The following is a 26423-nucleotide window of genomic DNA, read 5'->3' as shown; positions in this document are numbered from 1 at the left end:
CGACGTCGCGACCGGCGCAACGCCCGTCAGAACGCCGTGAGGTAACGCCTGGTCTCCCAGGAACCCACCCGGCTGTGCCAGTCCAGAAACTCCGCCCGCCGCCGCGCGGCGTAGTACGCCGGGACGCCGGCGCCGCCCGCGGCCGCGAGCACCCCGGTGATCACCGGATCGGCCACGAACGCCTCCACGGCATGTAGCAGCGTCGGCGGCAGTTCCGCGGCCACGGCGGCGGCGCGGCCCGGCCCGGCGAGTCCGCCGACCGGGCCCGGGTCGAGCCCGGCGTCGATGCCGTCGAGGCCCGCCGCGATGAGCCCGGCGATCGCCAGGTAGGGATTCGCCGCGCCGTCGACCACCCGGATCTCCACCCGATCCCCGTCCGGTACCCGGATCAGGTGGGTCCGGTCGTTGCCGCCGTAGGTCGCCCGGCTCGGTGTCCAGGTGGCGCCGGAGTTCGGCGGCGGCGCGCCCGTCCGCTTGAAGGAGTTCACCGTCGGGGTGAGCAGCGCGAGCAGGGCCGGCACGTGGCTGAGCACCCCGCCGACGAAGGAGTAGGCGAGCGTGGACAGTCCCAGGCCGCGCGGGTCGGAGTCGTCCGGGAACAGCGCCTGCTCGCCTGCCCACAGGGAGACGTGCAGGTGCATGCCGCTGCCGGTCAGCCCGGTGAACGGCTTGGGCATGAAGGTGGCGATCATCCCGCGCCGCTCGGCCGTCATCCGGACCAGGTAACGGAACGCGATGACCCGGTCGGCCGTGGTGAGAGCGTCGGCGTGGCCGAAGTTCTGCTCGAACTGGCCGTTGCCGTCCTCGTGGTCGTTGGCGTAGTTGTCCCAGCCCAGGGAGTTCAGCGCGGCGGAGACCTCGGTGAGGTGGTCGTACATCCGGGTGAGGTCGCGGGCGTCGTAGCAGGGCTTCGCGGCGGCGTCCTCGGCGTCGGCGGGAACGATCGTCCCGTCGGGTCCGCGGCGGACGAGGAAGTACTCGCACTCGGCGCCGACCTGCATCGACATCCCGGCGCCGGCGAGGCGCTCGCGCAGCCGACGCAGGATGATCCGCGGCGCGAACGGCCACGGCGCGCCGTCGACGTGCGGGTCGCACTGCACCATCGCCAGCCCCGGCCGGACGGTCGGCAGTGCCACGTACGAGTCCGGATCGGGCATCGCGATGATGTCCGGATCACTCGGCACCTGGCCGGTGCCACCGGCCGCGAAGCCGGCGAACCCCACCCCGTCGGCCTGGGCGCGGTCGAGCGCCGCGGCCGGGACCAGCTTGGCGCACGGCTTGCCGTCGAGGTCGACGAAGGTCGCCAGGACGAAGGTCGTGCCGTCGGCGGCGGCCCGCTCCGCCAGCGACACGCCCGCAGAGCGGGACACGCCCGCAGAGCGGGACACGCCCGGGGAGCCCGACGTGCCGGCCACGGTCGACCACCCCCGACATGTCTCCCCACATGAACCATCGTCAACTGACATTCGACGAGAGGACCATGTCGGCGGAACGGCGCCACAGTAACGATTCCGTAACGTTGCGCTGCGTCGCCCCGCGTGTCGCCACGGCCCGGAGCCCTCGTCCGCGCGAAGGGTCAGGCGCTTGGATCGAGGGCGTCCCGCGCGCCGCCCTCGGACGGACGGGGCACCTGCGGCGGCGAGGACCGCGCCCGTGCCTGCGCGACCGCGGCCCTCGCGTCGTAGCGGATCAGCGCGGGTACCGCGGCTGTCGCCAGCAGCAGGCAGCCGATGCCGGCCAGCCCCCCGCTGACCACGGAGAACGCCGGTGAGGTGACCGCCGCGACACTGCCGGCCTCCAGGTCCCCCAGCCGGGGCCCGCCGGTGACCACGACGAGGAACACGCCCTGCAGCCGCCCGCGCATCTCGTCGGGGGTCGCGACGTTGAGGATCGCGTTGCGCAGGATGGCACTGACCATGTCGGCGGCGCCCGCAAGCGCCAGCAGCGCCAGGCCGAGCGCGATGTCGTGGGCCAGGCCGAAGCCGGCGATCGCCCCGCCCCACAGCACGATCGAGACCACCACCGCGAGCCCCTGGCGGCGGACTCCGCCGAGCGGGCCGGACAGCCCGGCGGCGAGCAGGGAGCCGACCGCGACCGCCGAGTACATCGCGCCCGCCGTCGCGCTCCCCCCGCCGAAGCGGCCCTCGGCGAGCGCCGGGAACAACGCCCGCGGCATCCCGAACACCATCGCGATGATGTCGACCACGAAGGTCATCAACAGCACCGGCTGCCCGCGCAGGAACCGCAGTCCCTCGGCGACGCTGGCCACCCCCGCGCCGCGCCCGCCGCCGCGCGGCGGCATCGCCGGCAGCCGGGCCAGCCCGTACAGCGGGGCGGCGAAGGTGACCAGGTCGATCGCGTAGGCAATCGAGAAGCCGCCGGCGGCCACGGACACGCCGGCGATGAGCGGGCCGAACACCCCGGCGGCCGTGCCACCGATCTGGGCCAGGGCGCTGGCGGCCGGCAGGTGCTCGAGCGGGATCAGGTTGGGCGTCATCGCCCGGCGGGCCGGTTGGTCGGCGGCCAGCAGCGCGGACTGCACGGCGACCAGGCACATCAGCGGCCAGGCGACGTCGTCGACGGCGCCGGCGAGTGTCAGCAGCAGGAACGCCGCCGAGACCACTGCCAGGCCACCAGAGGTGATCATGGCGAGGCGGCGGCGGTCGACCGCGTCCACGATGGCGCCGCCGAACAGCCCGCCGGCGACGAGCGGCACCAGCGCCACCAGGCTGACCAGGCCGACCTGAAACGACGAGCGGGTGACGGCGAAGACCTGCAGCAGCACCGCGGTGGCAGTGATCTGGGAGCCGAGGGCGGAGATCGTCTCTCCGACCCACAGCCGGCGGTAGGCCGGGTGCTCCCGCAGCGGGGAGAGGTCGGCGAGCAGCGCGGCCGGGCGCGGGCGCCGTCGCGGGGATGCCCCGTCCGGCGACCGGCCTGCGCGCACCCGCGTCCCCTCCGCTCAGCCGATCCACGGCTCGGCGGTCGCCGGTCCCGGGCAGCACGCACGCTACCGCGCCCAACCGGACATCCGCCCGTGGTCCCGGGCACACGACGGCGGCCCCGGCCGGCACCCGTGGGCACCGATCGGGGCCGCCGCCGCGCGGACCGCCGCCGCTCAGAGCTTGCGGTAACGGGCTTCGAAGAAGGAGTAGACACCGAACAGCACCAGGCCGATCGCGCAGACGGTGAGCAGCCACTGGCCGTACGCCTGCCCGGCGAGGGTCTTCAGCGTGCCGTCGAGGCCCTTGGCCTCCTTCGGGTCGAACTCGATCGCCGCCTTGGTCACGAACACCCCGGCCAGCCCGAACACGACGCCGCGCACGATGTACCCGACCAGACCCGCGGGCTTGGCGATCTTCCGGGCGAGGGAGCCCATCTGGCCGATCTTCAGCTTCTCCTCGAACTTCCGCTTCGCCCCACGGATGATCATGCCGATGCCGATGCCGACGACCACGAGGCCGACGATCCCCACGAGCACCCGGCCGGCGTCGTTGCGCATGACCCGCGCGGTCCAGGGCGCCGGCTCGCCGGACCCGCCGCCGCCCGAGACGAGGAAGCTGATCGTGCTGCCGGCGATCACCAGGTAGACGACGCCACGCGCCGCGGAGACCACCCGCTTCGCGGTCCGCTTCTTCTCGTCGCTTTCGTCCTGCACGCCGACCGCGGCCTCGAGCAGCCGCCAGGCCGCGTACCCCAGGAAGCCGATGACCATGATGACCAGCACCGCGGACCCGAACGGCTTGTCCTTGATCTCCCCGAGCGCACCGTTGCGGTTCGTCTGGGCGTTGCTCAGGCCGAAGGCGACCTGGAGGGCGAGCACGCCGATGAGGACGTAGACCAGGCCCCGTCCGGCGAGTCCGATGCGGGCGGTGAGGTCGACCGTCCGGCTGTGGCGAGCCTGGCGCGCCGCGCCCTTCGCCTGGCTGCCAGCGTCGCCGCCGCTGGTGACGGCGTGCCGCAGCCGGCCGCCGGTCTGCACCGACACAGTGATCACTCCCTCGGACCATGGGATCGGTTGATCCGGAGGAAGCGATGCCCGGCCGGGGACCCGCAAAACCGGGGCCGCCCAAAACCGGACGAGGCGACCGGACGAGACGACCGGACGAGGCCCGGTCAGGCCGACGTCGGCGCCAGATACCGAAGCAGCACCACATCGTCGAGTTGTCGGACCTCGGCCAGCCGCAGCGGGGAGCGGACGTCCTGGGGAAACGCGCCGGGGCCGACGAATGCCGGCGCGTCCCGCTCGCCGACGAAGAACGGGGCAACCGCCAGGTGCAGCTCGTCGACGAGGCCGGCGGTGAGGAAGGCGGTGTGCACCGAGGTTCCCCCCTCGACCAGCAGGCGGCGCACTCCCCGGCGGTCGAGGTCGGCGAGCACCGCGGCGACGTCCACCCACGGCCGACCGGGCAGGTCGACGACGCTCACCCGCGGCGCCGCGGACCAGGACGGCGGCGGGGCGGCGCTGCCGGCGCGCCGGTAGACGAGCGTGTCGACCGGGTCGGTGCCGAACACGCGGGACCGCGGATCGAGGTCGCCGCCGCCGGAGAGCACCACCTTGACCGGCGTCGGCGGCAGGCCCGCGGCGACCCGCGCGGCACGACGATGCTCGGCGCGCACCGCGAGACGAGGGTCGTCCCGCCGGACGGTCTCGGCTCCGACGAGGATCGCGTCGCACCCGGCGCGCACCTCGTCGACCCGTTCGAGGTCCGCCGGGCCGGAGAGGATCAGCCGCGCCTGCGAGCAGTCGTCGATCCGGCCGTCCAGCGACATCGCGCAGCTACAGATCACGTAGGGGCGCAGCGCCGGGGGGCGCCCCACCACCGTGCGTACGCCGTCCACGCGCGTCAGCATGGCATGCCGATCGGGAGCGGCCGCGGGGCCGCCGCGGCACGGGACTACCGTGACCTGCTGTGCGGATCGCGACGTGGAACATCAACTCCGCGAAGGCCAGGCAGGCCCGGCTGATCGAGTGGCTGGACCGCGCCGGACCGGACGTGGTGTGCCTGCAGGAGACGAAGCTGTCGGACGACGCCTTCCTCGAGCTGTTCGACGAGGACCTGTTCCGGCGTGGCTACCGGGTCGCCCATCACGGCGACGGCCGGTGGAACGGCGTGGCGATCCTGTCGCGAGGCAGCCTCGACGACGTCGTACGGGGCCTGCCGGGCGGCCCGGGTTTCCCCGATCCCGAACCCCGCGCGATCGCCGCGACCTGCGACGGCGTTCGGGTCTGGTCGCTGTACGTGCCGAACGGGCGCACCGTCGACGACCCGCACTACGCCTACAAGCTGTCCTGGCTCGCCGCCCTGCGCGACGTCGTCGCCGCGGAGGTGACCCGGGGCCCCCTGATGACCCTCGGCGACTTCAACATCGCCCCGACGGACGCCGACGTGTGGGACGTCGCGCAGTTCGAGGGCGCCACGCACGTCACCCCGGCCGAACGCGCCGCCCTCGGCGAGCTCGTCGACGCCGGTCTCGTCGACGTCCTGCGGACCCGCTGGCCCGACGACGTCGTCTACACCTACTGGGATTACCGCCAGCTCTGCTTCCCGAAGAACTTCGGCATGCGCATCGACCTGACGCTGGCGTCCGCCGACGTGGCGGACAGGGTGCGCGCGGTGTGGGTGGACCGGGCGGCCCGCAAGGGAACCGGCACCAGCGACCACGCGCCGGTGATCGTCGACCTGGACGTCGCGCCGGACGGGGACGTCGGCCCCATGGTGCCGCCGCCGTCGAGCCGCGGCTCGACGGGCCGGGCGAGCGGCGGCCGGTCGTCGTCCGCCACCGGCGACTCGCTGCGCCGCCGCTGACGCCGACGCGGGCCCGGGAGGTCACCCGACCCGGGCCCGATACCGCGGCGGCCCGGGGTGCGGCGGCCCGGGGTGCGGAGGGACTCGCACCCCGGGCGCGCCGCCACGCGGACGGCGGGTCCGCGGACTCGGGCCGCCCACTCTCGCGCTGCGCCGCGGGCTACGCCGACGCGGTCGGAACCTCGCCGGGCTGGGTCGGCGCGACCTCGGCCGGCTTCGCGACGCCGGCCGGCTTCGCCGCGTCGACCGCCTTCGCCGCGTCGACCGGCTGCACCACGGAGGTCGGCTGCACCACGGAGGTCGGCTTGTGGTCGCCGCTCGCCGCGGTGACGGCGATGCGGGTCGCCTTCGGCTCGGCCGCAGCGCCCGCGAGCCGGACGGTCAGCACGCCCCGGTCGTAGCCCGCGGAGATCCGCGAGGCGTCGACCCGCTCGGGGAGCCGGAACTCCCGGCGGAAGCTGCCGGACCAGCTCTCGCGGTGGACACGACCGGCGCGCTCCTGCTCGCGCTGCCCGCCGCGCTGACCGCGGACGACCAGGCGGCCGCGGTCGATCTCGACGACCACGTCACGCTCCACGTCGACCCCGGGCAGCTCGAGGTTGATCAGCACATCCTCGCCCTCGGTGACGACGTCGGCCGAGGGAACGGCGAGCTCCGCGCTCGAGGAGCGGCCGGCGAGCGCCGGGCGGCGGGTGCCCCACGCGCGCCGAACGATCTCGTCGAACTCCCGGTCCATCCGCCCCAGCGCCGCGAACGGGTCCCACAGGTAGGTGCTCACAAGGGCCTCCCTCGTCTCGATCGATCTCTGGGTGCCACGGCGGACCGGGCCGCCTCGAGGCGCATCCCGGCGATCCTTCGCCGAGCCGCCTTCGCTTTCAGCCCGTCCGTCGTTCACAGTTCATGAGTCTAGGACGCTCAATCTTCGGGATGCAAGCCTCGGCAGCACTTCTGGTGGAGAGTGACCCAGGTGACACCGAGGTCGCGATCCCGCGGCCCCACGGACGCCGGGGCGACCTCCACGATCGTCCGCGGGGGTACCCGAACCCCGCCGCCGCGGCACCGCGCCCGGCCCGTTCGGGCTGACCCGAGAAGGGCTCACCCCTCCCCCGACCGGGGCAGGTCCACGAGGGAACGCCCGCGCGGCCCGCGTACCCGGAACGACCCGCACCTCCGGGCGGGCGCGGGAGTCAGCCACCCGCCGCCGGCCGCCGGTGGTGCCTGGGGCGTTCGGGGGACGTTCGGGGACGTTCGGGAGCTTTCGAGGGGCGTTCGGACGGCCGGGAGCGGTCGGGGGCGACCCGCCGGCGACCGATGGACACGCCGACCGCCGGAGCGCCAGCTCCGGGGATGGCGGCCCCGGGGGCCGCGACGCGCCCGACGGGAGAATGCCCGAGGAGCGCAGATCAGCACCGGGTGACCGGTTCGCGCCGTAGCCGGAATACCCGGCAAGACCAGCAAATCCTTACGGAGTGGAGAAAGGTCGGCCCCGATTACGAGCGGGTAAACCGACACTTCCGTCAAGGTTACGAGGGGTGACGACAAGTAAGCCACACCATCGTGGTATAAAGTCCCACGCTATACCGGACTGCATGCTGGGGAGGCTGTTCGTGTACCTCGAGCGAACGGTTGCAGCGCCGCACGTGTTTCCTTGGCGGGGTCGCCCAGAACGACCCACTCCCGTCAGGCGGCATCCCGCCGACAGCCCCGCCCGTCCGTCGCCGCGGCGACGGCCCCTCGGGGCGTTTCCGACGGACCGCCCGATCGCGCGCGACTGACGATCCCACGATCGGCGAGTGCACGTGGTCGAGGGTCATCTGTCACGGATCGATGGCGCCGGCAGCACAGAGGACAAGGAGTGGCATTGAACGAGAGCGATCGGCGCGCGGCTCTGGCGGTCGCGACGCCCGGGGGTGACATCCCCTTCCCCGCGTTGGACTTCGATGATCTACCGGCTTCGGTGGTCAGCCGGTTCCGCGAGGTCGCCGCGCACCTGCCCGACACCCCGGCGGTGGTGTCCCCGGGCGTCGCGATGACGTTCGCCGAGGCCGACCGCCGCACGGACGACATCGCGGTGGCCGTGCTGGGGCGCCTCGACGCAACCGAGGACGGCCCGGTGGCGACGCTGCTGCCGCACGGGGTCCCGGGGCTGCTCGGCGTCCTGGCGGCGATGAAGACCGGCCGGCCCGTCGTCCCGCTCGATCCGATGGTGCCGGCGGGACGGATGGCTCAGATCATCCGTCAGGCCGGCTGCGTCGCGCTGATCACCGACCTGAGCGACGGCTCCGTGGCCCGCTCCGCGGTGGGCCTGCGGCCGGTGGGATCGTCGGATGCGCAGGCGAGCGCCGCGGCGTCGGTCGACCCGAAGCCGCTGCTGGAGCTGCTGGCCGGCGACGGTCCCCGGCTGGTGCTGGACCTCGCGGCCGCGGCCAGCGACGGCGCCGAGTGGATCGCCGCCAACGGAGCCGACGCGGTCTGGTGGCCCGAGCCGCAGCTCACCGACCCGGCCTGCATCGTGTTCACCTCCGGCTCCACCGGCGCACCCAAGGGCGTCGTGTGGAGCCACGGCACATTCCTGTGCGACGCCTATGCCGGCGCGCAGCGCCTCGGCTTCGCGCCCGGCGACCGGTTGGCGCTGGTGCTGCCGTACTCGTTCGCGGCGGGGATCACCGTCGTCGTGTTCGGCCTGCTCAACGGCGCGGGCCTCTACGCCTACGACCCGCGGTCGGCGGGGCTGGCCGGTCTCGGCGACTGGATCAACTCCCAGCAGCTGACGGCGTTGCAGACCACCCCGTCGCTGCTGCGGGCGCTGCTCGGCGCGCTCGGACCGGACGAGGTCCTCGCCGACCTGCGGATCGTCACCACCTGCGGGGAGGCCGCGTACGGCCGCGACATCGCCGCGCTGCGCCCGCACGTGCCGCCGTCGTGTACCTACGTGAACTGGTCGGGTGCCTCCGAGATCGCCTCGCTGGGCTTCTTCGAGATCCCCCCCGACGCGCCGGTGCCCGCGGGCACCGTGCCGGCGGGGCTGCCCGCACCGGGCAAGGAGGTGGTGTTCCGCCGTGAGGACGGCTCCATCGCCGGGCCCGGCGAGTCGGGCGACGTCGAGGTGACCTCGGCGTACCTGTCCGCGGGCTACTGGGGCAGCCCGGAGCTGACGGCGGAGAAGTTCACCCCGCGCGCGGACGGCCGGACCACCTGCCGCACCGGCGACCTCGGCCGCTTCGAGCCCGACGGCACGGTGGTGCTGCTCGGCCGGCGCGACGCCGCGGTGAAGATCCGCGGGTACCTGGTGGAGCCGAGCGAGGTCGAGGCGGCCCTGCTGAACTCCCCGGAGATCGCCGAGGCGGTGGTCACCGCGGTGACCACCGGGTCACAGAACCGCCTGGTCGCCTACGTCGTCCCGGCGGTGCACGGCAACACGCTGTCCCCGGTGCGCATCCGCCGGGCGCTGCGCGAACGGCTGCCGGTGTGGATGGTGCCCACGACGATCGTGGCGCTGGCGGAGATGCCCCGCAACGAGCGCGGCAAGGTCGACCGCGGTGCCCTGCCGCCCCCGCCCGCGGCCCCCGCCGGCTCCGCCCGGCCGCGGACCCAGTGGGAGATCGTCGTCGCCGACATCTGGACCCGGGTCCTGGACCTCGAGGAGGTGGGGATCGAGGACGACTTCATGGAGCTCGGCGGCGACTCCCTGGCCGCCAACGAGCTGCTCACCCTCGTCGGCGAGAAGCTTGGGGTGTCCCTGCCCTCGTCGGCCCTGGTCGACTCCCCCACGCTCGGCGCCTTCGCCCGGACGGTCTCGCTGGCCCAGCAGGCCGGCCCCCGCCACCCGACCGTTGTGCCGCTGCGCACCACCGGCTCGCGCCCGCCGCTGTTCTGCTTCGCCGGAGCCGGCGCGCTCGCGCTCGGTTTCCACTCGCTGGCCCGCCGGCTCGGCGACGACCAGCCGGTCTACGCCTTCCAGGCGCACGGGCTGGAACGGCGTGGCTTCCCCGACTGGAGCGTGGCGAAGACCGCCCGCCGCCATCTGGAGATCATCCGGATCATCGCGCCGCGGGGCCCTTACCTGCTGGCCGGGCACTCCCTCGGCGGTCTGATCGCAATGGAGATCGCCCAGCAGCTCGCTGCGGCCGGCGACGAGGTCGGTTTCCTGTCGATCATGGACACCTACATGCCGTCCTCCCTACGGATCGCGCCCGGTGAGGAGGACGGCGCGGTGCCGGCCGCCGAGACCGCGACCGCGGTCGACGCGCCGACGGCGCCCGGAGGAGCGCAGGAGCACGCCCGCGCCTACCGCCACCGCCTGGCCCGCTTCACCCAGCGGCTGCTGCCGGAACAGCGGGCGAACTTCACCAACATCGCGACGCTCAAAAAAATGGTGCAGATTCCGCTGACCGGCGTGGTGCAGTTTGGCGGAATGGAGCAGTTTGACGTCTTCTTCAATCACGGCAGGCTGCTCGAGCGGTTCTACCGGCCGCAGCCGTGGGCCGGCCGGACCCTCGTCTACCGATCGGCCGAGAATCCGGACTCGGCGGACGCGTGGTCGGCCTTCCTCACCGGCAGCCACGACACGCACTACGTCCCTTGTGAACATTTTTATCTGCTTCGGGAACCGCACGTCATAAAGATCTCCGAGCATTTCCAGGCGGAGATCGACCGGGTGGTGGCCGAGCAGGCGGCTCGGCGCTGAGCGTTCGGTAGCCGCGTTCGGTAGCCGGGTTCGGCGGCCGAGTCCCGGCACCGCCCGGCGATCGGGCGGTGCCGGGACGCCGCGTGGCTAGCGGCGGTCGGCGGCGTAGGTCACGCGGACGTCGGTGAAGCCCAGCGCGCCCAGCAGACCGCGCAGCATGGCGGTCGTGTTCTTCTTGCCCAGCTCGATGACCTGGCCGTCGGTCCTGGCCGCGTCGGTCATCTTCGACGAGGCCTTCTGGTACAGCGCCTTGTCGCTGCTGACCCCGCCGAGCAGGCCGCCGACCCGGTCCAGCGCGCCGCGCTGGCGGGCGACGACGTAGCTGTGGTCGAGGTCCAGCACCGGCGTGGACAGGGTCGGGTTGGGCAGCTCGATGGTCACCGATCGGCGGTCCGGTGAGACCGTGACGGCATCGGCGTCGAGGTGACCGAAGTCGACCGTCGAGTCGACCGTGCCGACCCCCACGAACAGCGTGCGCTCGCCCTTGAGTGCCGCCGGGATCCACTTGGTGTCGTCCTCGAGATCGACGACGACCTCGAAGTGGGCGCCGGCGGCATGGTACGAGCTGAGGTCCTCCAGGGAACGCAGCACCGCCGGCGAGCTGCGGTCGATCGTCCGCTCCTTGAACGGGTTGAGGCTGGGCCGCCACCCGGCCACCACCGCGATCAGCCCGACGACGAGCACGGCGAGCAGGATGGTGGCGATCAGCCGCAGCGGGCTGAAGCGGGTCGGCAGGGAGCGCAGGGTCCGGTTCGAGCGGGTGGGCCGGTCCGTGCCGGGCTCGTCGTTCATAGTCGTTGATGTACCCGAAAACCGCGGTAACCACGCCATTGTCGGCGTCACGACCGCCCGTCGGTGATCGTCGCCGGCTCGCTGGTGCGAGCCAGGATGATCGCGGTGCGGTCGTCGCCCTGCCGGCCCGGGGCATGCCGGCGCACGGCGTCGAAGGCGTCGTCGAGCAGGCCCACCGGGGTGCGGCCGGGGTCACGCAGGATCTCCGCGATCAGCCGGTGCGCGCCGAACTGGCTCCCGGCGGCGTCGCGTGCCTCCACCAGCCCGTCGGTGTAGGCGATGAGCACGTCCCCCGGTTCGAGGTGCAACGTCCGGATCTCCCACGCGCCGGGCGCGGCGAGCAGTCCCGACATCAGCGGACCCGTCGGCGGCAGCCGCACGATCTGGGCGGCGGCGTGCCGGCGGCCCCCCTTCGGCGCGGGCGGCGGGTTCGCCGGCCCGCGGCGTGCACCGGCCGCCGGCCCCACGATCGCGCTGATGTTCGCCGACGGCCGGGTTCCACCGGCGCCGGCGTTGCCCGCCGCGCCGCCGGCCGGCCGCCTGCGGGCCGGCTCCGCGGCGTCAGCCGAGACGTCGACCGGGACGTCCACCGCGGCGTCGGCCCTGGCGTCGGCCGCGGAGACGGGCGTCGGGTCGGCCGGCGCGGCCGGGCGGGGAATGGCCGGCGGCGCGGCCGGGCGGGCCGCGCCGAACGGCGGTGTCGCCGGCGCCGTGACCAGACCGATGGCCGGCGGTGTCGTCGGCGGTGTCGTCGGCGCGGCCATCGCCCAGGCCGGCCCGGCCCGGCGCAGCAGCAGCGCGTCCGGGTGGCCGGCGTTGACGTAGTGCAGCTCCCCACTGCGTGGATCGACGACGGCGATGATGGCGGTGGCGAACATCTCCTCGGTCTCGCCGAGGTTCTCCACCGCCCATTCCACCGCGGCGGCCGGCCCGGCGCCGGTGGACAGTGCGGCGTCGAGGAGCTGCTTGAGCCGCAGGGCGAAGACGCCCGCCGCGGCGCCGTGGCCCGAGACGTCGCCCACGACCACGGCGACGCGCCCGTCGGGCAGTTCGAAGGCGTCGTACCAGTCCCCCGCGAGCTCCCCCTGGGCCGGGTCGACCCGCCCGTGCAGCATCAGCCCGCGGGCGCGCAGCAGGGAGGGGGTGAGCGCGTCACGCAGGGCGATGACGGCGGGCCCCTGCTGCGCCAGCGCCTCCCAGGACCGCTCGTTCTGCCGCACGAGGCGCACGAGCTGGGCGCGCATCGTCTCGACGTCGGCCGCCAGCGCCACGATCTCCGCCGGGCCCACCGAGGGGATCCGCGTGTCGTAACGCCCGGCCGCCACGGAGTTGACCGACCGTTGCAGGGCGCCGATCGGGCGCAGCAGCCAGCGGCGCAGCACGATCATGATCGTCACCAGGACGCCGAGGATGACGAACATCGCGCTGGCCAGCGAGCTCAGCAGCAGCACGGAGGAGCTCTCGACCCGCCCGGACGCCTCGACCTGCTCGCGGTCGATCTGTCCGGCGAGGCGGGCGGTCTGGCGGCGCAGCTCGTCGAAGTCCCGGCGGGCGTTCGCGCGGACGATGCCGGCGGCCCCGGCCACGTCGCCGCGGGCCATCGCGGCCAGCTCCGGCTCGACGACCTCGCGCCGCCAGGTCCCGTAGGCGACGTCCACCCGGGTCCGCTGCGCCCGCAGGTCGGGGAAGTCGGCCAGCAGGTCGTCCAGCCGCGCGTTGAGCGCGGGGACCGAACGCCGGGAGTCGTCGAACGGCTTCAGGAAGCCGCGGTCGCGGGTGACGATGTAGCCGCGCAGCGCGCTTTCCTGATCGACGATGTCCGCGAGGAGCATCGCGGTGGTCGTGGCCGCGGGGTCGAGGTGCTTGCCCCGCTCGGTGGCGGCGTGCTGCGACCGCAGGGCGGAGGCCACGGCCAGCACCAGCATCACAATGATCGCGACGCTGGCGAGCAGCGTCAGCGTCCGGATGCCGCGCCGGAGGCCAGCCGTTTCGCCCACGCCAGGATTGTCGTCCACCCGTCGGGGGCGGGTTGTGCCGGGTGACGGGCGTCCCGGTTGACCCGGCGGCCGTCCGGCGGGCAGTCCCGACGTGCAACCCGACGGGTCCGGAGCACCCGACGGCCGAGGAATGCGGACCGGGCGACCGGGAACATGCCCGGCGGTACCGCCAGATCGCGTCCAGAAAGGCAGCCGAGTCATCGGTGGTACGAAAAACGAAGTCGGTCAGGCAATGCAGCCAAATGGCCGATTTACTCTTCTCCGCCGAACCTCGGCGCGTGACGAGGTCAACCGGCGGGAAAACAACAGGTGACGCCGTGGAGCCGGAACCCGGCCCGCGGGCTGGTCGTTGACATCCGTGGACGTGCCGCCCCCTGACTTTCGCGGGTGCACGCCACTCGACCGGGCCACGAGCGCTCCTGGGCCGCCCCGGTCGCACTCCCCGACGCTCGCCGTCGCGGGGCGCCCCTGCGGCGGGCATCCGACACACAGGGTGGGAGCAGCACCACGATGACTTCCGGTTCGGCCACCGACCCGGCCCACGCACACCACGACCCGGCCCCTTCGCACCACGACCCGGCCCACGGGAGGGCCGCCTCGCCGGCCGTCTCGGCCGGGTCGGCGGGCCTGGCCCACGTCGACACGGCGATCTGGACCCGCGGGCTGACCAAGCGCTACGGCGCCCGGCGCGCCGTGGACCATCTCGACCTCCAGGTGCCCCGCGGGGCGCTGTCCGGCTTCGTCGGGCCCAACGGCGCCGGCAAGTCCACCACCCTGCGGATGCTGCTGGGCCTCATCCGACCGTCGGCCGGCCACGGCCACGTCCTGGGTGAGCCGATCACCGAGCCGGACCGCTACCTGCACCGGGTCGGCGCGATGATCGAGGGCCCGACGTTCCACCCGGGCCTGTCGGGCCGGCGCAACCTCGATCAGCTCGCGGTCCTGCGCGGGATCGGGGGCTGGCACCGGGCCCGCCGGCAGCGCCGCGTCGAGGAAGTGCTGGGGCAGGTGGGACTGGGCGAACGGGCCGACGACCGGTTCAGCACCTACTCCCTCGGCATGAAGCAGCGCCTCGGCATCGCCGCCGCCCTGCTGCCCGACCCGTGCCTGCTCATCCTGGACGAGCCGACCAACGGTCTGGACCCGGCGGGCATCCGGGAGATCCGGGCGCTGCTCGGCCAGCTCGCCGGCGGGGGGATGACCATCTTCGTCTCCAGCCACCTGCTCACCGAGGTCGAGCAGATCTGCGACCACCTCGTCATGATCAATGGCGGGCGGATGTTGTTCCAGGGCCACGTCACCGACCTGCTCGCGGCCGAGGACCCCCGCATCCTGATGATCCCCGAGCACGACGGCGACGCGCGCCGGCTCGCCGGGCTGCTCGGTGACAAGGGCCTGCGCGTCGAGATCGATCTGCGCACCGGCCCCCCGAACGCCTCGGCCACCCGGGGTCGCCTGCCGGTCGTGACCGCGCACGCCCCGGAGGGGCTGGCCGCCCACCTCAACCGGCTCGCGATGCACGCCGGTATCACCCTGCGCTCGCTGCGCACCCATCGCCCCAACCTGGAGGAGACCTTCCTGCGCGTCACCGGAGAGATCGACGGCGACCTGGTCCGTACCGCCCAGGCCGGGCAGGCGCCGGACGGGAGCGTGCCGCCGCCCGCGGGCGCCGGGCTCGACCCGGCCCACAGCCGCGGGGGCGCCACGTGATCACGGCGTTCCGGGCCGAATGGGTGCCCCTGCTGCGGCCCCGGTTCCTGCTGGGCACGCTCGGCGCCGTCATCGCGTGTGCCCTCCTTGGCACCGTGCTGACCTTCTTCTCGGTCGGGCACCGGGACTTCGACGGCGATCCCGTCACCGCCGTCGCCCTGTCCCGGTCGGACGGCCTGATCCAGGGCGTGCAGGCCGTCAGCATCCTGCTGGGGGTGGTGGCGCTGTCGGTGGTCGCCGCCGCCCTGGCTGGCGACTACAGTCACGGCACCCTGCGCAACCAGCTCGTCGCCCAACCCCACCGGGCCCGGCTGCTCACCGGCAAGCTGCTCGCCCTGGCGGCCTTCGTCGTCCTGGTCGTCGGCGCGGCCACGGCCGTCTCCGTGGGGCTGTCGTTCCTGCTGGCGCCGGCCCGGGGGGTGTCCACCGCGGCCTGGAGCAGTGGGGCGGGGCTGGCCGATCTCGGCACCGGCTTCGTCAACCTGTGCCTCGGCTCGCTGGGTTACGCGGCGATCGGGGCGTTGGCCGCGATCCTGCTGCGCGGGCCCGCGGCCGCGATCGCCGTCGCGCTCGCCTACGCGCTTCCGGTGGAGATGCTGATCGCGCGCATCTACCACCCGGCGCGCTCCTGGTTGCCGGTGCAGCTCATGCAGGAGATCGCCACCGGCGGCGCCGCCGACCCCACGCCCTACGCCGACGCCCTGCTGCGCGGGGTGGTCTACGCCGGCGCCATGGTGCTGCTCGCCCTGGTGGTCTTCCGGCGGCGGGACATGACCGCCTGATCAATCAGTGGCCGAAGACGTCGGAGTCCAGGGCGTCGGCCTCGCCGGCGGCCCCGCGGTCGAGGTCGGAGATGGCTGTGATCTCCGCCGCGGTCAGGCTGAAGTCGAACACGTCGATGTTCTCGGCCAGCCGGGCGGGGCTGGCCGACTTCGGCACTGCCACCACGCCGAGCTCGACGTGCCATCGCAGCACGACCTGCGCGGGTGTGCGGCCGTGCGCGGCGGCGATCCGGGCGATGACGGGTTCGTCGAGCAGGCCGGTGCCGGCACCCAGCGGACTCCAGGCCTCGGTGACGATGCCGTGCTCGGCGTGGTAGGCGCGGATCGCGCCCCGGCCGAGCCGCGGATCGAGCTGGATCTGGTTGACGTCCGGGGCGACCCCGGTCTCGGCCAGCAGCCGGTCCAGGTGGGTCGTCTTGAAGTTCGACACGCCGATGGCCCGCACCTGACCGTCCTTCACCAGGTCGACGAGGCCCTTCCAGGCGGCGACGTACCGGTCCCGCCACGGGTTGGGCCAGTGGATGAGCAACAGGTCGACGTAGTCGAGGCCCATGCGCCGGGTGCTCTCCGCGGCTGCCCGACGCACCCCCCGCACGCTGTGTGAGCGCTTGTTGAACTTCGTGGTGACGAACAGCTCCTCGCGGGCCACCCCCGCGGCGCGCAGACCGGCGCCGACCCCCTTCTCGTTGCCGTAGTTGTGGGCGGTGTCGATCAGCCGGTAGCCCAGCCCGATCGCCTGCTCCACGACGCCCTGGACCGCGTGGTCGTCCAGCGGCCAGGTCCCGAGCCCGAGCTGGGGCATCCGGGCGCCGTGCGCGAGGGGGACGGTGGGAACGGGCGAAGGCGGCACGGCGCGCAGACCTTTCTGTCACGGTGAGGCAGACCCAGCGAGCGAGCCCGGACGCGCGGGGAGCAGACTGCCAGCATGAGTGCCGCCAGGGACGACAGACTCGCCGTGCAGCTACCCGCGGACTCGGCGGACGTCATCCGGTCCGCCGCGGAGGGTGAGGGCCTGTCGCTTGAGGACTTCGCCGTCGAGGCGATGAAGCGGTACGCCCAGGAGGTCCTGGCCGACCGTCGGCTGTTTCGCGTGGCGGACACGGACTGGGGCGCGTTCGAGGCGCTGCTCGACGGGCCACCGGCGGACACCCCCCGGCTGCGCCGGCTGCTGGACGACGAGCCGGGCGCGGAGTAGTCCGCCACCGCCCACCGCCTCCCGACCGCGTCCCCGACCCGGCAAGAAGGATGTCACGCAGTGCCCCTGACCAAACCCGCGGCCCTGACCGAGGCCATGGATCGCACGACCTTCAACAGCGGGGACGACCTGCTCGACGGTTGGCTGCGCCACCACGCCCTCGAACACCAGCAGGAAAGGACCACGAACACGTTCGTGATCCTCGACGCCGACCGGATCGCCGGCTACTACTGCCTGGCGACGGCCGCCGTGGAACGCATCCCCGGCTCGCGCCGGCGCTCGCGGCGGCCGACCGAGCCGGTCGCGGCCATGTTCGTCGGCCGGCTCGCCGTCGATCTGCGCCACCAGGGCCGCGGGATCGGCGCCCGACTCGTCCGCGACGCGGTGATGCGCTCCCTCACCGTGCATCGGATGGTCGGGCTACCCCTGCTGCTCGCCCATGCGATGCGGGAGCCCGGGCGCGCCTTCTACCGCCATGTCGGCTTCCGGGACGCCCGGTTCGATCCCCACCTGCTGGCGCTGCCGCTGCGCGCCGTGGCCGGCGGCTGAGCCCGCGCAGCCGTCACCCCTGGTCGTCGCCGAGCAGGACGTCGAGGTCGACCCGCATCAGCCACTGGTCGAGCTTGAACGGCGGGTACGGCCAGGGCAGGCCGTCGAGCACCATCTGGTTGACGGGCAGCCACAGGCTGCGCCGCAACGGGTCGACCGCGCCGCGGCGCACCCCGACGTAGCGGGTCGACGGACCGCGCAGCATGTTCAGGCCCACGTCGATGGGCGGCTCGGTGCGGAAGGTCATCCGTGCGCCGCGCCCCGCCGGCCGCACGACCTGCACCAGCCCGTCGAGGCCGGCAAGCAGGATCGCGCCGGTCCGCGGATCGAGGGTGATGCTGCGGACCAGCCCGCCCTGGTCGGTGCCGGCCACCAGGTAGTCGGGCTGGTTCGCGATGCCCCAGGTGTCCGTCGGCCAGTTGCCGGTCGCCGGCGCGCGGGTCACCAGGCCGCGCTCGCGGCCGAGCTTCGGGTAGACGGCCACGGTCTCGGCGCGCAGGCCGTCACTCTTCGTCCGCGCCACGTAGAGCGTGCCGTCCGCGCCGAACACGGCCGACTCCATCCGGGACCCGTCCTGCACGGCCCGCACCGCGGTGCTGCACGGGGTGATGGTGCCGCGGGACGCCGAGTAGGAGAACTCCTGGATCGGGAACGGCTGGGTGCTGTAGTCCAGGCCCCGCACGTCGCTGATGAGGACGAACCGCTCGTCGTCCGGTTCGCTGGTCGGGTCGGCGACAACCTCTCGCGGGTTGACGACCAGGGCGATGCCCAGGGGCCGGACCTGCGGATACTGCCAGTGCGCCAGGACCCGGCCGGCCACGTCGACGACGAGCAGCGCCCCGTTGTCGGTTCCGCCGCCGCCGGCACCCAGGTACTGGGCGATGACCAGGTGCCCGCTGCGGGGCAGGCGGGCGATGGACGCCGGGCCGCGCGAGGAACGCGGCTGCAGCGGGCCGAGCACCGGGAAGGCCCGGGCGGCGAGGGACGGCGAGGTCGCGGTGGCGAGCTGCTGCGCCGTCCAGGACTCCTGCGGGTCGTAGACCCATCGTGCGGTCGGCTGGTCCCGGCGGAGCTGGCCGACGCTCGGCAGCTCCCCGTCGACGGCCGTGTTCCAGCCGAAGTAGGGCATCAGCGAGGTGAACAGCACCCGTTGGGCGCCGTCCGGGCCGGGCACGACGATCACGTCGGAGGTGTCCCCGCCGCCGACGCCGCGGTAGTTCGGATCGAGCCGGGGCAGGCTCAGCCGGCCCTTCGTCGAGGGGATCACCAGCCGGGTGAACCGCTCGATGTCCGGCTCGAAGACCTCGATCTCCATGTCGGTACCGGTCAGCTTCGACTGGTCGTCGGAGAACGGCGTGGTCGTCACGAACACGGTCCCGTCGGCCGACACCGCGGACATGAACGCGGCCTGACCGGGGCCGAAGCCCCACCCGGGCACCTCGGTGACCCGGACCGTCGTCTGGCCGCCGTCGAAGTTGCCGAAGCTGCCGGGCGCGCCGTAGATGGTCAGCAGGTTCTCGGGCAGCTTCGTCACCGAGCCGGCCTGCACCGAGGGGCCGGCCGTGACCCCGCCGACCGGAGTGGACGGCTGGCCCCGGGGCAGGCCGCCGGGCACCGACCCATCCGACGACAGCAGCCGCCCGGCGATGAGCCCGCCACCCGCGGCGGCGCCGAGCCCCACGGCGGTCACGAGCAGCCGCCGGCGGCTGAGCCGGGCGTGCTCCGCACCCGCGGCCCTGTCGCCCGCCCCGGCCTGCTCGCCCGCCCCGTCGCCCGGCGCGGCCGGAGCCGGGGCCGCGGCCGCGGCCGGCTTGGCGGAGCTCTCCGGCTGGTCGGCGCCGGGCAGGTCCGCGGCCCCGATCCAGGTGGCCTCGGTGGCACGGTCCCGCCGACCGGCGCGGGCCCGGCGACGGGCCCGGCGACCGTGTTCGTTCTGGTCGGTGTCGGCGAGGACGAAGGCACCGGTACGACCCGGCAGCGTGTCGTGATCATCGCTGCTCGCACCGCCGTCGGCGCCGTCCTTGGCACTGTGGCCGCCGTGGATGGCGCGGCCGCCGCCGGCGGCATGACGGTCGCCGGCGGCATGACGGTCGCCGGCGGCGCGGTCGCCGGGCGCATGACGGTCGTGGGAGCCAGGGCGGTCGTGGGAGGCCTGGCCGCTGGCGGAGGCGTGGCCCTTCCCGAAGCGGACCTGCCTGCCGATCCGGACCTGCTTGCCGCGGCCGGGCAGGGTGTCGTGGTCGTGGTTGCCGTCGCCGGGGGTGGCGCTGCGGCGAGTGGGGTCACGATCCCGGGCCGCGGGGTCCGCATCGCGCGCGTCCGAGCCAGGGTTGTTCAGGCCGGGGTTGTCCGGGTCAGGGTTGTCCGGGTCAGGGGCATCCGGGTCAGGGGCATTCGAAGCAACGGCGTCCGGGTCAGGGGCGTCCGCAGAAGCGGCGTCGGGACGGCTTGCTCGGTCATGGCCGTCGTGGGTGTCCCTGCCGCGACGGCGGCCAGATCTGCCGACTGTGGTGCGCCCGCGCTCACCGCCGTCGGCATCCGAACGGATCTTGGCTGGCATGTACGGTGGCCTCGCCTCTCAACGCCGGTGGGCCCTCTCGAGGCCGGAGGGTGGGGGGCCCCGGCCGAGTAGGACGACCGTACCCGACAGATCAGGACGACATATCGGACATGGTCTTTGGACCACGCCCGTCCGGGGGCGCCTAGACCGGCGCGGGGAAGCCTTCCTCGGGCCGCGCGTCGCTGATCGAGACGGCGCCGAGCGGCGCGTCCTCGCCGCCGCGCCCGGCCTCACTAGCCTGCCTGCCCGCCGCCTGCCGGTCGGCGTGATGGAGCTGGACCACGAGCAGCCCGACCGCGAGTGCGGTCACCGACTCGGCGGCGAGCGCCGCCGTCGCCGTCGCCATCGAGCCGCCGCCGGCCGAGACCAGCGCTCCCGCCGTCGCCACCGTGGCGACCGCCAGCACCCCGACCACCCGGCGCACCCCCGCGCCGAGCAGGTAGGTGGTGAACATGAGCGTGACGGCCAACAGCGTCATGCTCAGCGCCAACACCCACAGGGCGGGGGCCGCGCCGGTCAGGTGGGGCCCGAACACCAGGCCCAGCAGCCACTTCGCCCCGACCAGACCGATCGCGGCGAGAAACAGGCCGGGCGTGACGACGAACGCGAGGGCCACGGCCAGGGTCGCCCCGGCCGGACGGCCCTCCTTGCGCCGCCGGGCCGCCTCGGGCAGCAGGAAGTTGGCCACCGCCAGCCCGATGAAGACCGGCACCTTGCAGGCCGTCGAGATCGCCGCGTAGCCGCCCACCCCGTCCGTACCCAGCCAACCGACGATGACGACGTCCATGTTCTGCAGCAGGGCCAGCGGGATGAGCGCACCGAGCGCCACGGTGGTGTCGGCGATGACACTCTGGCGGGCGCTGGCCCGCGGGGCCGGAATCGGCATCGGAATCGGGCCGGTGGCCGCCGCGGTGCCGTCGTCGGGCAGCGGCGCCGACCACGTGCGCACGGTCGCCGGACGGGGTAGCCGCGGGGTGCGGGCGACCGCCCAGCGGGCATGCTCGGCGCCCACGATCACGCCGATGACGATGCCGAGCCCCGCGCCGTTGACCCCCATGCCCGAGACCACGAAGGCGATCACCAGACCGATCCGGACGAAGCCCTCGACCACGAAGTTCACGGCCAGCCGCGGATAGGCGCCGCGGGCCTGCATCAGGCCGCGCTCGACGCACAGCAGCGTCCACAACGCGGCCCCGATCGTGGCCTCGGCGATCGCCACCGGGTGGGGGTAGGACATCAGCGCCGCCGCCGGACGGGACAGCGCCAGGGCGGCGACGGTGGCGACGACGATCGCGACGCCGCAGGCCCCGCGCAGCCGGCGGATCCAGGACCACTGCTCGCGGCGAGTGTCACCGGTTCCGGACGTCTCGTGCTGCACAACGGCGATGAGCAGGGCATTTCCGGCGACCGACAGGATCAGGAAGATGCTCACCTGAACGGACACGGCGCCGTAGGAATCGGAGTCCAGGGCGCGCGCGACGATCAGGTTCATCAGCAGGTTGCAGCCGTTGACGAGCATGCCGGCGACCGCCAGGGCTGCCGGGCCGGCCAACAGGCCGGACACAGCCTCTCGCGAGGGCTTCGCCATCAGTCTCCCCATCGGGAACGGAACACGTCGATCACCCGTGGCGGAACACCGGCAATGGTATGTGCCCGCCGATTTTTCCGACATCTGTAGGTTGCAGGCGAACATGCTAAGCCCTGTCGATCGGACCGAGAGGAACGCCACCGGTGATCGGAAGCCCCAGCACGCCGCATCCCGCCAGGCTCGGGGAGCACCGGTACCTGCCCACCCTCGCCGGCCGGCATGTCGTCTTCCTCAACTGGCGTGATCAGGACCACCCGCAGGCCGGGGGGGCCGAGCTGTTCTGCCAGTCGATCGCCGAGCGGTTCGCCGCGGCCGGCGCGCGGGTGACGCTGCTGACCTCCCGGCCGGCCGGGGGCGAGGGGCAGTCGCTCCCGGTGGCCGAGCACGTGGCCGGGGTGGACGTCCGCCGGGGCGGTGGCACCTTCGGGGTCTATCCGTCCGTGCTGGGCCGGCTGGCGGGCCTCGGCCGGGGTGGCCACCGGGTCGACGCGGTCGTCGACTGTCAGAACGGGATCCCGTTCTTCAGCCCGCTGGTCCTGCCGGCGTCCACGCCGATCGTCCAGGTGCTGCACCATGTCCACCAGAAGCAGTTCCCGCTGTACTTCCCGGGTCCGGTGGCCAGGGTCGGGCAGGTGCTGGAGGCGCCGGGCAGCCGGCTGGTCTACCGCCGTCGCCCGGTGGTCGTCGTCTCCCCCTCGACCCGGATGGAGGCGCGCGAGGTGCTGGGCCTGCCCGGCCCGCGCTTCCTCGTCCCCAACGGCGTGACCGCCTCCGTCCCCTCCCCCATGACCACCTCCGTCCCCTCCCCCATGACCGCCTCCGTCCCCTCCCCCATGACCACCGGCGGACTGGCGTCCTCGGCGGATGGGGCGGACCGGGGGACGGGGCGTCCCGCCGCGGAGCCGACGATCGTGTGCGTCGGTCGGCTCGTGCCGCACAAGCGGCTGCACCTGCTCCTCGACGCGCTGCCGGCGCTGGTCGCCGCCCATCCGGGTCTGACCGTCCACGTCGTCGGCGACGGCCCCGACCGGCAGCGACTGGTCGCCCGCGCGGTCGCGCTCGGGCTGACGACCGCCTCCGCCGGCGGCGCCCTCGGGGAGGGCCACGCCCGCGGCGGCGACTCCCCCGGCGGCGACTCCCCTGGCGGCGACTCCCCCGGCGGCGACTCCCCCGGCGGCGACGTTGTTCGGTGGCATGGTTACACCGACGCGGCCACCCGCGACCGGCTGCTGGCCTCGGCCTGGCTGACGGTGAACCCCTCGCACGGGGAGGGCTGGGGGCTGTCGGTGCTGGAGGCGGCCGCCCTCGGGGTGCCGGCGGTGGCGTTCCGGGTGCCGGGGCTGCGCGACGCGGTCCGGGACGGGACGACGGGCTGGCTCGTCGACGAGGGCGTGCCGCTGGCGGGCACGATCGGCACCGCGCTGCGGACGCTGGCCGATCCACCCGCCGCGGCCCGGCTGCGCGCGGCCGCGCGCGCCTGGGCGGCCGGCTTCACCTGGGACGCCGGCGCCGAGCTGCTCGCCCGGGTGGTCACCGCGGAGATCGACCGGCAGGCGCGGCCGTCGAGCGCGGGCCGGGGGCGGAGGGTGGCACGCGATCGCCGCCGGGTCGACGACGAGCTCACCCACGCCACGTTCACGCTGCCGGCCGGCGCGCCCCGCCCCGCCCTGCGCCGCACCGACCTGGTGTACCGGCCGGATCCCGACGGGGCCGAGGCGGTCGCCGTCCTCTACGGCGCCGGCGAGGCCGCCGCGCGGGCGGCGCTGGCCCGGGCCGGGGTGTCCGCCGAGCCTCGGCTGCGTCCCGGCACCGGGGAGGACCTGCTGCTCGCCGCGAGCCGCGAGCTGGCGTCGGGGGCCGACGCACCGCCGGCCTCCGGTTTCCCGCCGGCCGCCCGAGTGCCCACCAGCCGCAGGGTGTCCGCCGGCGGCGGAGTGTCCGACGGCCGGGGGGCGTCCGCCGGCCGCGGGTGAGCGGCCCGGCCGGGCGGCGCCTGCGGCCCGTCGGCGCGCCGCCCGGCCTCGCCTCAACGCGACGGGACGGCCCCGCCGCGGCGGGTGGTCACCGCGGGGGCCGCCGCGCGGTCCGGCCGCGGGGCCCTGGCCACGGCGGGGGTCGGCGCGGTCGCCGCCGCCGGCACGGCCGCACCGGTGTCGCTCAGCTCGACGAAGGCGGCCCGGTACAGATCCGCGAAGGTCGGCACCGAGCCCGGGCCGAGAAGGTGACGGTGGTAGCCGAACGTGACGTGCAGGCTGTCGCCCATCCCGAGCACGCCGATGAACAACCCCTGCGGCATCCCGGCCGTCCCGGTGAAGTACACGGCGCTGATCGGCCGCCCGGCGGCGCCAGCCAGCTCGTCGAAGCGACCGAGGTTGCTGACCGCGGCGGTCGGGGCAAGCACCGGGCGCCCCGCGGCGACCCCGCAGCGCAGCAGCGTGCTGCGCCACGGGCCGGGCACGAACCGGGCCGCGGCGATCCCCAGCGCGCCGGAGAGCCCCGGCACGGCCGGCGGGACGACCTGCTTGGCCAGGTCGGTCTGGTCCACCACGCGCACGGCGAGCTGCAGCGAGTCCACCCGGTCGGCGACCTCGCTCGAAATGATCGTCTGACCGGTCCGGTTGCCGCTGATCTCGGACGCCGCGGGGAAGGACGACGAGGACGGCACCGCGGCGAACGACGACGCCGACCCCAGGTCGATCGGCATCCGGATCCGCAGCCGGCTGGACTCGCCGCCCCGGCGGGAGTTCCACCGGTCGATCGCGAGGTGCGCCGCGCCGATCAGCAGGTCGTTGATGGTCATCCGCCGGCCGTCCGGCAACGTCCGCCGCTCGTCCGGCGCCGCCAGGATCAGCGGGTGGAAGCCGTAGCCGTCGCCCCCCACCGCCAGCGGCGTGATGTAGCGCCCGGACCGGCGGACGAGCGCGGCCCAGCCGGGCACCCCGGCCCGGGCCAGCGGCGCCACGCCCGCCGGCACGCCGCGGTGTCCCTCGCCCGACGCGACGGCGCCGTCGCGGTCGGCGTCGTAGGCCGCCTCCCGGTAGTGGTCGAGGATCTCGGCGACGAGCGCGGCGAGCCGCAGGCCGTCGAAGGCGAGGTGGTGGGCCACCACGCTGAGCTGGTCGCCGTCGGCCCGCCGGATCAGCGCCACCCGGATCGGCGGGTAGCGGTGCAGGTCGAACGGCGCCGAGGACAGGATTTCGTGGATGCGCCACCCGTCGGTTCCGTCGTCGACGAAACCGACCGGATCTGCCGTCGGTTCGGCGGGGAACCGCCAGGCGTGCTGGCGGGATCCGTAGAGCACAGCGCGGGCCATCGGATGACGACGGATCACCGTCCACACCGCGGCCCGCAGCCGCGCCGGGTCCAGCCGCCCCGTCGACTGGACGAACAGCCCGCAGGTCAGCGGCGCACTCGCCCGGTCCGACGCGGCGAGAATCTGCTCACCGGGAGTCAACACCCGATCGGGTATCGGCGGTGCCGGAGCCCCGCCGTCCTGCGCCAATCCCATTGTCGTAGGCCGGCCTCTCTGCAGGGGATTTCGCGATTTCACGGCGATGGCGCGCGTCGCCGTCGAGGAGCAGGTCAAGCGTAACCAGGAGAAATCGCCCGCTCGGGGCCGAGGTCACCCACCGCCGGACCATCCGGACCCGCCCCCGGAAGGTGACCCCGAACCGGGACATGGCAGGCAGAGGCCACAAAAACGGCGCCGAGCAGGACGCATGTCCCCTCCGCACGCCGGGCCGCCACTCACGCAAAGTAGCCAATATGTGGGCGTAACAGATCCCAAAGGTCGCGTGCGGCCCGCACCGTCGTCCTACCCCCCGTACCGAAACGGGCACCCTGTCACCCAGTGCTACCTACTGGTCGTCTCCGGCGGGACCTGAGAGGATGCCCCCATGATCCTCCCGGTCATCGTGGCGACACTCTGCGCGATCGGGGCGCTCGGCCACCGGGTCGCAGGACCGCACCGGCGAGCCCGCCCGGGCACGGACCGGTGGCGGCCGTTCGGGTGGGCGCCGGTCGCCGCCATCGCAGGCTGGGGCGTCCAGGGTTGGCGCGAGCGCCGACCGACCCATTGCGGAGAGGAGCGCCATGACCGGGGACGAGAGGTGCCCGTCGGGCCGGATTGAGCTCGCGGACCTCGTCTGCCTCACTGGAGAATCATCGGCGCACTACGCCGACCAAACAATCCCCCATGAACGCGACCTCGCTATCGTCACACTGTTGCGCAAGGTACGGCGCGGTGGCGGTCTCGAGCAGTTACTGGACCTGATCCGCCCGGAGGTGGAGGCGGAGACCCTGCGGGCCTTCGGGATCCGGATGGCCTCGCTCGCGGTCCGCCGTGGCGACCCCGACCTGCTGCGCCTCGGGCTGCTCGCCGTCGCCCTCGCCAGCCTGCGCAGCATGGACCGCCGCGACGACTTAGGCGCGCTCGCCCCGCTCTGGCGGACGGCGAGCCTGCTGCGTCTTGAGCCCTCCCACGAGTTCACCGCCGCGGCGGTGGAACTCCCCGCCGCCGCCGAGTTCCTGCTGGGCTGGGTGGACAGGACCCCGGACCGGCAGGATCTGGCCGAGATGGGGTTTGGTGAATCGGCGGACGAGGACGGCTTCCGCTATGTCAGCGACGCGACCGTCGTCCGTCGCATCCTCGAGGAGGACCACGCCCGCCGGCCCCGCGTCATCCGGCTCCTGCTCGCCCGCCGGCGGCGCCGGTGGCTGCGCGCGAACGGCTTCGACTGACTCAGCCGACCGA

19 protein-coding genes are annotated in these 26423 nt (G+C 74.1%); 8 read left to right on the top strand and 11 right to left on the bottom strand.

What is annotated here, in order from left to right; all coding sequences use genetic code 11:
• Nucleotides 1–26: 26 nt before the first annotated feature.
• The 4 genes from glnT to FRAAL_RS08140 all read right to left on the bottom strand — a co-directional run bounded on the left by glnT (nt 27) and on the right by FRAAL_RS08140 (nt 4854).
• Nucleotides 27–1415 (bottom strand): type III glutamate--ammonia ligase, encoded by a 1389-nt coding sequence (gene glnT, locus FRAAL_RS08155; RefSeq protein WP_231861573.1) that lies wholly within the window; start codon nt 1413–1415, stop codon nt 27–29.
• Nucleotides 1416–1576: 161 nt separating this feature from the next.
• The gene (locus tag FRAAL_RS08150; protein WP_011603063.1) at nt 1577–2947 is read right to left on the bottom strand and encodes an MFS transporter; all 1371 of its coding nucleotides are present in this window, start codon (nt 2945–2947) and stop codon (nt 1577–1579) included.
• 171 nt (nt 2948–3118) lie between these two features.
• Nucleotides 3119–3988, bottom strand: a complete 870-nt coding sequence (locus tag FRAAL_RS08145) for a DUF1206 domain-containing protein (RefSeq protein ID WP_041940298.1) — start codon at nt 3986–3988, stop codon at nt 3119–3121.
• A 128-nt stretch (nt 3989–4116) separates the two neighbouring features.
• Nucleotides 4117–4854, bottom strand: coding sequence for a RibD family protein (locus FRAAL_RS08140; protein ID WP_011603061.1), 738 nt, complete (start codon nt 4852–4854; stop codon nt 4117–4119).
• A gap of 59 nt (nt 4855–4913) precedes the next feature.
• On the opposite strand from FRAAL_RS08140, the gene FRAAL_RS08135 reads away from it, so the two are divergent.
• The gene (locus tag FRAAL_RS08135) at nt 4914–5810 is read left to right on the top strand and encodes an exodeoxyribonuclease III (protein ID WP_011603060.1); all 897 of its coding nucleotides are present in this window, start codon (nt 4914–4916) and stop codon (nt 5808–5810) included.
• Between the two features lie 160 nt (nt 5811–5970).
• On the opposite strand, the gene FRAAL_RS08130 is transcribed toward FRAAL_RS08135, so the two are convergent.
• The gene (locus FRAAL_RS08130) at nt 5971–6588 is read right to left on the bottom strand and encodes an Hsp20/alpha crystallin family protein (protein WP_050997046.1); all 618 of its coding nucleotides are present in this window, start codon (nt 6586–6588) and stop codon (nt 5971–5973) included.
• Nucleotides 6589–7665: 1077 nt separating this feature from the next.
• On the opposite strand from FRAAL_RS08130, the gene FRAAL_RS08125 reads away from it, so the two are divergent.
• On the top strand, nt 7666–10497 hold the full coding sequence (locus FRAAL_RS08125) for a non-ribosomal peptide synthetase (protein WP_231861572.1): 2832 nt from the start codon (nt 7666–7668) through the stop codon (nt 10495–10497).
• Between the two features lie 87 nt (nt 10498–10584).
• Here FRAAL_RS08125 and FRAAL_RS08120 read toward each other — a convergent pair whose 3' ends face one another.
• Both FRAAL_RS08120 and FRAAL_RS08115 read right to left on the bottom strand, forming a co-directional pair.
• Entirely contained in the window at nt 10585–11289 is a 705-nt protein-coding gene (locus tag FRAAL_RS08120) for a DUF4230 domain-containing protein (protein WP_011603056.1), read from the bottom strand.
• Between the two features lie 47 nt (nt 11290–11336).
• Entirely contained in the window at nt 11337–13286 is a 1950-nt protein-coding gene (locus FRAAL_RS08115) for a PP2C family protein-serine/threonine phosphatase (protein ID WP_011603055.1), read from the bottom strand.
• Between the two features lie 510 nt (nt 13287–13796).
• Between FRAAL_RS08115 and FRAAL_RS08110 the strand changes: the two genes are divergently transcribed.
• A complete protein-coding gene (locus FRAAL_RS08110; protein ID WP_011603054.1) occupies nt 13797–14996 on the top strand; it encodes an ABC transporter ATP-binding protein in 1200 nt (399 codons plus the stop codon).
• Nucleotides 14993–15778 carry an ABC transporter permease subunit gene (locus FRAAL_RS08105; protein ID WP_011603053.1) on the top strand — a complete coding sequence of 262 codons (786 nt, stop codon included), beginning with the start codon at nt 14993–14995 and terminating at the stop codon, nt 15776–15778. The genes FRAAL_RS08110 and FRAAL_RS08105 overlap by 4 nt, the downstream gene beginning before the upstream one ends.
• Before the next feature lie 4 nt (nt 15779–15782).
• Here FRAAL_RS08105 and FRAAL_RS08100 read toward each other — a convergent pair whose 3' ends face one another.
• Complete coding sequence (locus tag FRAAL_RS08100; protein WP_011603052.1) at nt 15783–16628, bottom strand: aldo/keto reductase; 846 nt, start codon at nt 16626–16628, stop codon at nt 15783–15785.
• 75 nt (nt 16629–16703) lie between these two features.
• Between FRAAL_RS08100 and FRAAL_RS08095 the strand changes: the two genes are divergently transcribed.
• Together FRAAL_RS08095 and FRAAL_RS08090 are read left to right on the top strand one after the other, a co-directional pair.
• Complete coding sequence (locus FRAAL_RS08095; protein WP_041939012.1) at nt 16704–16973, top strand: type II toxin-antitoxin system TacA family antitoxin; 270 nt, start codon at nt 16704–16706, stop codon at nt 16971–16973.
• Nucleotides 16974–17033: 60 nt separating this feature from the next.
• The gene (locus FRAAL_RS08090; RefSeq protein ID WP_041939011.1) at nt 17034–17522 is read left to right on the top strand and encodes a GNAT family N-acetyltransferase; all 489 of its coding nucleotides are present in this window, start codon (nt 17034–17036) and stop codon (nt 17520–17522) included.
• A gap of 13 nt (nt 17523–17535) precedes the next feature.
• Here the strand turns inward: FRAAL_RS08090 and FRAAL_RS08085 are convergent, their stop codons facing one another.
• A complete protein-coding gene (locus FRAAL_RS08085; protein ID WP_011603049.1) occupies nt 17536–20082 on the bottom strand; it encodes a hypothetical protein in 2547 nt (848 codons plus the stop codon).
• Between the two features lie 142 nt (nt 20083–20224).
• Nucleotides 20225–21670, bottom strand: a complete 1446-nt coding sequence (locus tag FRAAL_RS08080; protein ID WP_011603048.1) for a lipopolysaccharide biosynthesis protein — start codon at nt 21668–21670, stop codon at nt 20225–20227.
• 143 nt (nt 21671–21813) lie between these two features.
• On the opposite strand from FRAAL_RS08080, the gene FRAAL_RS08075 reads away from it, so the two are divergent.
• Complete coding sequence (locus FRAAL_RS08075; RefSeq protein ID WP_011603047.1) at nt 21814–23643, top strand: glycosyltransferase family 4 protein; 1830 nt, start codon at nt 21814–21816, stop codon at nt 23641–23643.
• 53 nt (nt 23644–23696) lie between these two features.
• On the opposite strand, the gene FRAAL_RS08070 is transcribed toward FRAAL_RS08075, so the two are convergent.
• Nucleotides 23697–25127: a condensation domain-containing protein gene (locus FRAAL_RS08070; protein WP_231861571.1), complete on the bottom strand. Its 1431-nt coding sequence runs from the start codon at nt 25125–25127 to the stop codon at nt 23697–23699.
• 767 nt (nt 25128–25894) lie between these two features.
• Here FRAAL_RS08070 and FRAAL_RS08065 point away from each other — a divergent pair.
• Entirely contained in the window at nt 25895–26410 is a 516-nt protein-coding gene (locus tag FRAAL_RS08065) for a hypothetical protein (RefSeq protein ID WP_011603044.1), read from the top strand.
• The last annotated feature ends 13 nt before the right edge of the window (nt 26411–26423 follow it).

The organism is Frankia alni ACN14a, from assembly GCF_000058485.1.
Lineage (GTDB): Bacteria > Actinomycetota > Actinomycetes > Frankiales > Frankiaceae > Frankia > Frankia alni.
The sequence above is the reverse complement of the archived record's forward strand: the minus strand, read 5'-3'. Positions and strand labels throughout refer to the sequence as shown.

Bases quoted from the DNA above. Each gene is read 5' to 3' on its own strand.
- FRAAL_RS08110 (WP_011603054.1), top strand. From the start codon at position 13,797: ATGACTTCCGGTTCGGCCACCGACCCGGCCCACGCACACCACGACCCG.
- FRAAL_RS08095 (WP_041939012.1), top strand. From the start codon at position 16,704: ATGAGTGCCGCCAGGGACGACAGACTCGCCGTGCAGCTACCCGCGGAC.
- FRAAL_RS08120 (WP_011603056.1), bottom strand. From the start codon at position 11,289: ATGAACGACGAGCCCGGCACGGACCGGCCCACCCGCTCGAACCGGACC.
- FRAAL_RS08080 (WP_011603048.1), bottom strand. From the start codon at position 21,670: ATGGCGAAGCCCTCGCGAGAGGCTGTGTCCGGCCTGTTGGCCGGCCCG.
- FRAAL_RS08085 (WP_011603049.1), bottom strand. From the start codon at position 20,082: ATGCCAGCCAAGATCCGTTCGGATGCCGACGGCGGTGAGCGCGGGCGC.
- FRAAL_RS08140 (WP_011603061.1), bottom strand. From the start codon at position 4,854: ATGCTGACGCGCGTGGACGGCGTACGCACGGTGGTGGGGCGCCCCCCG.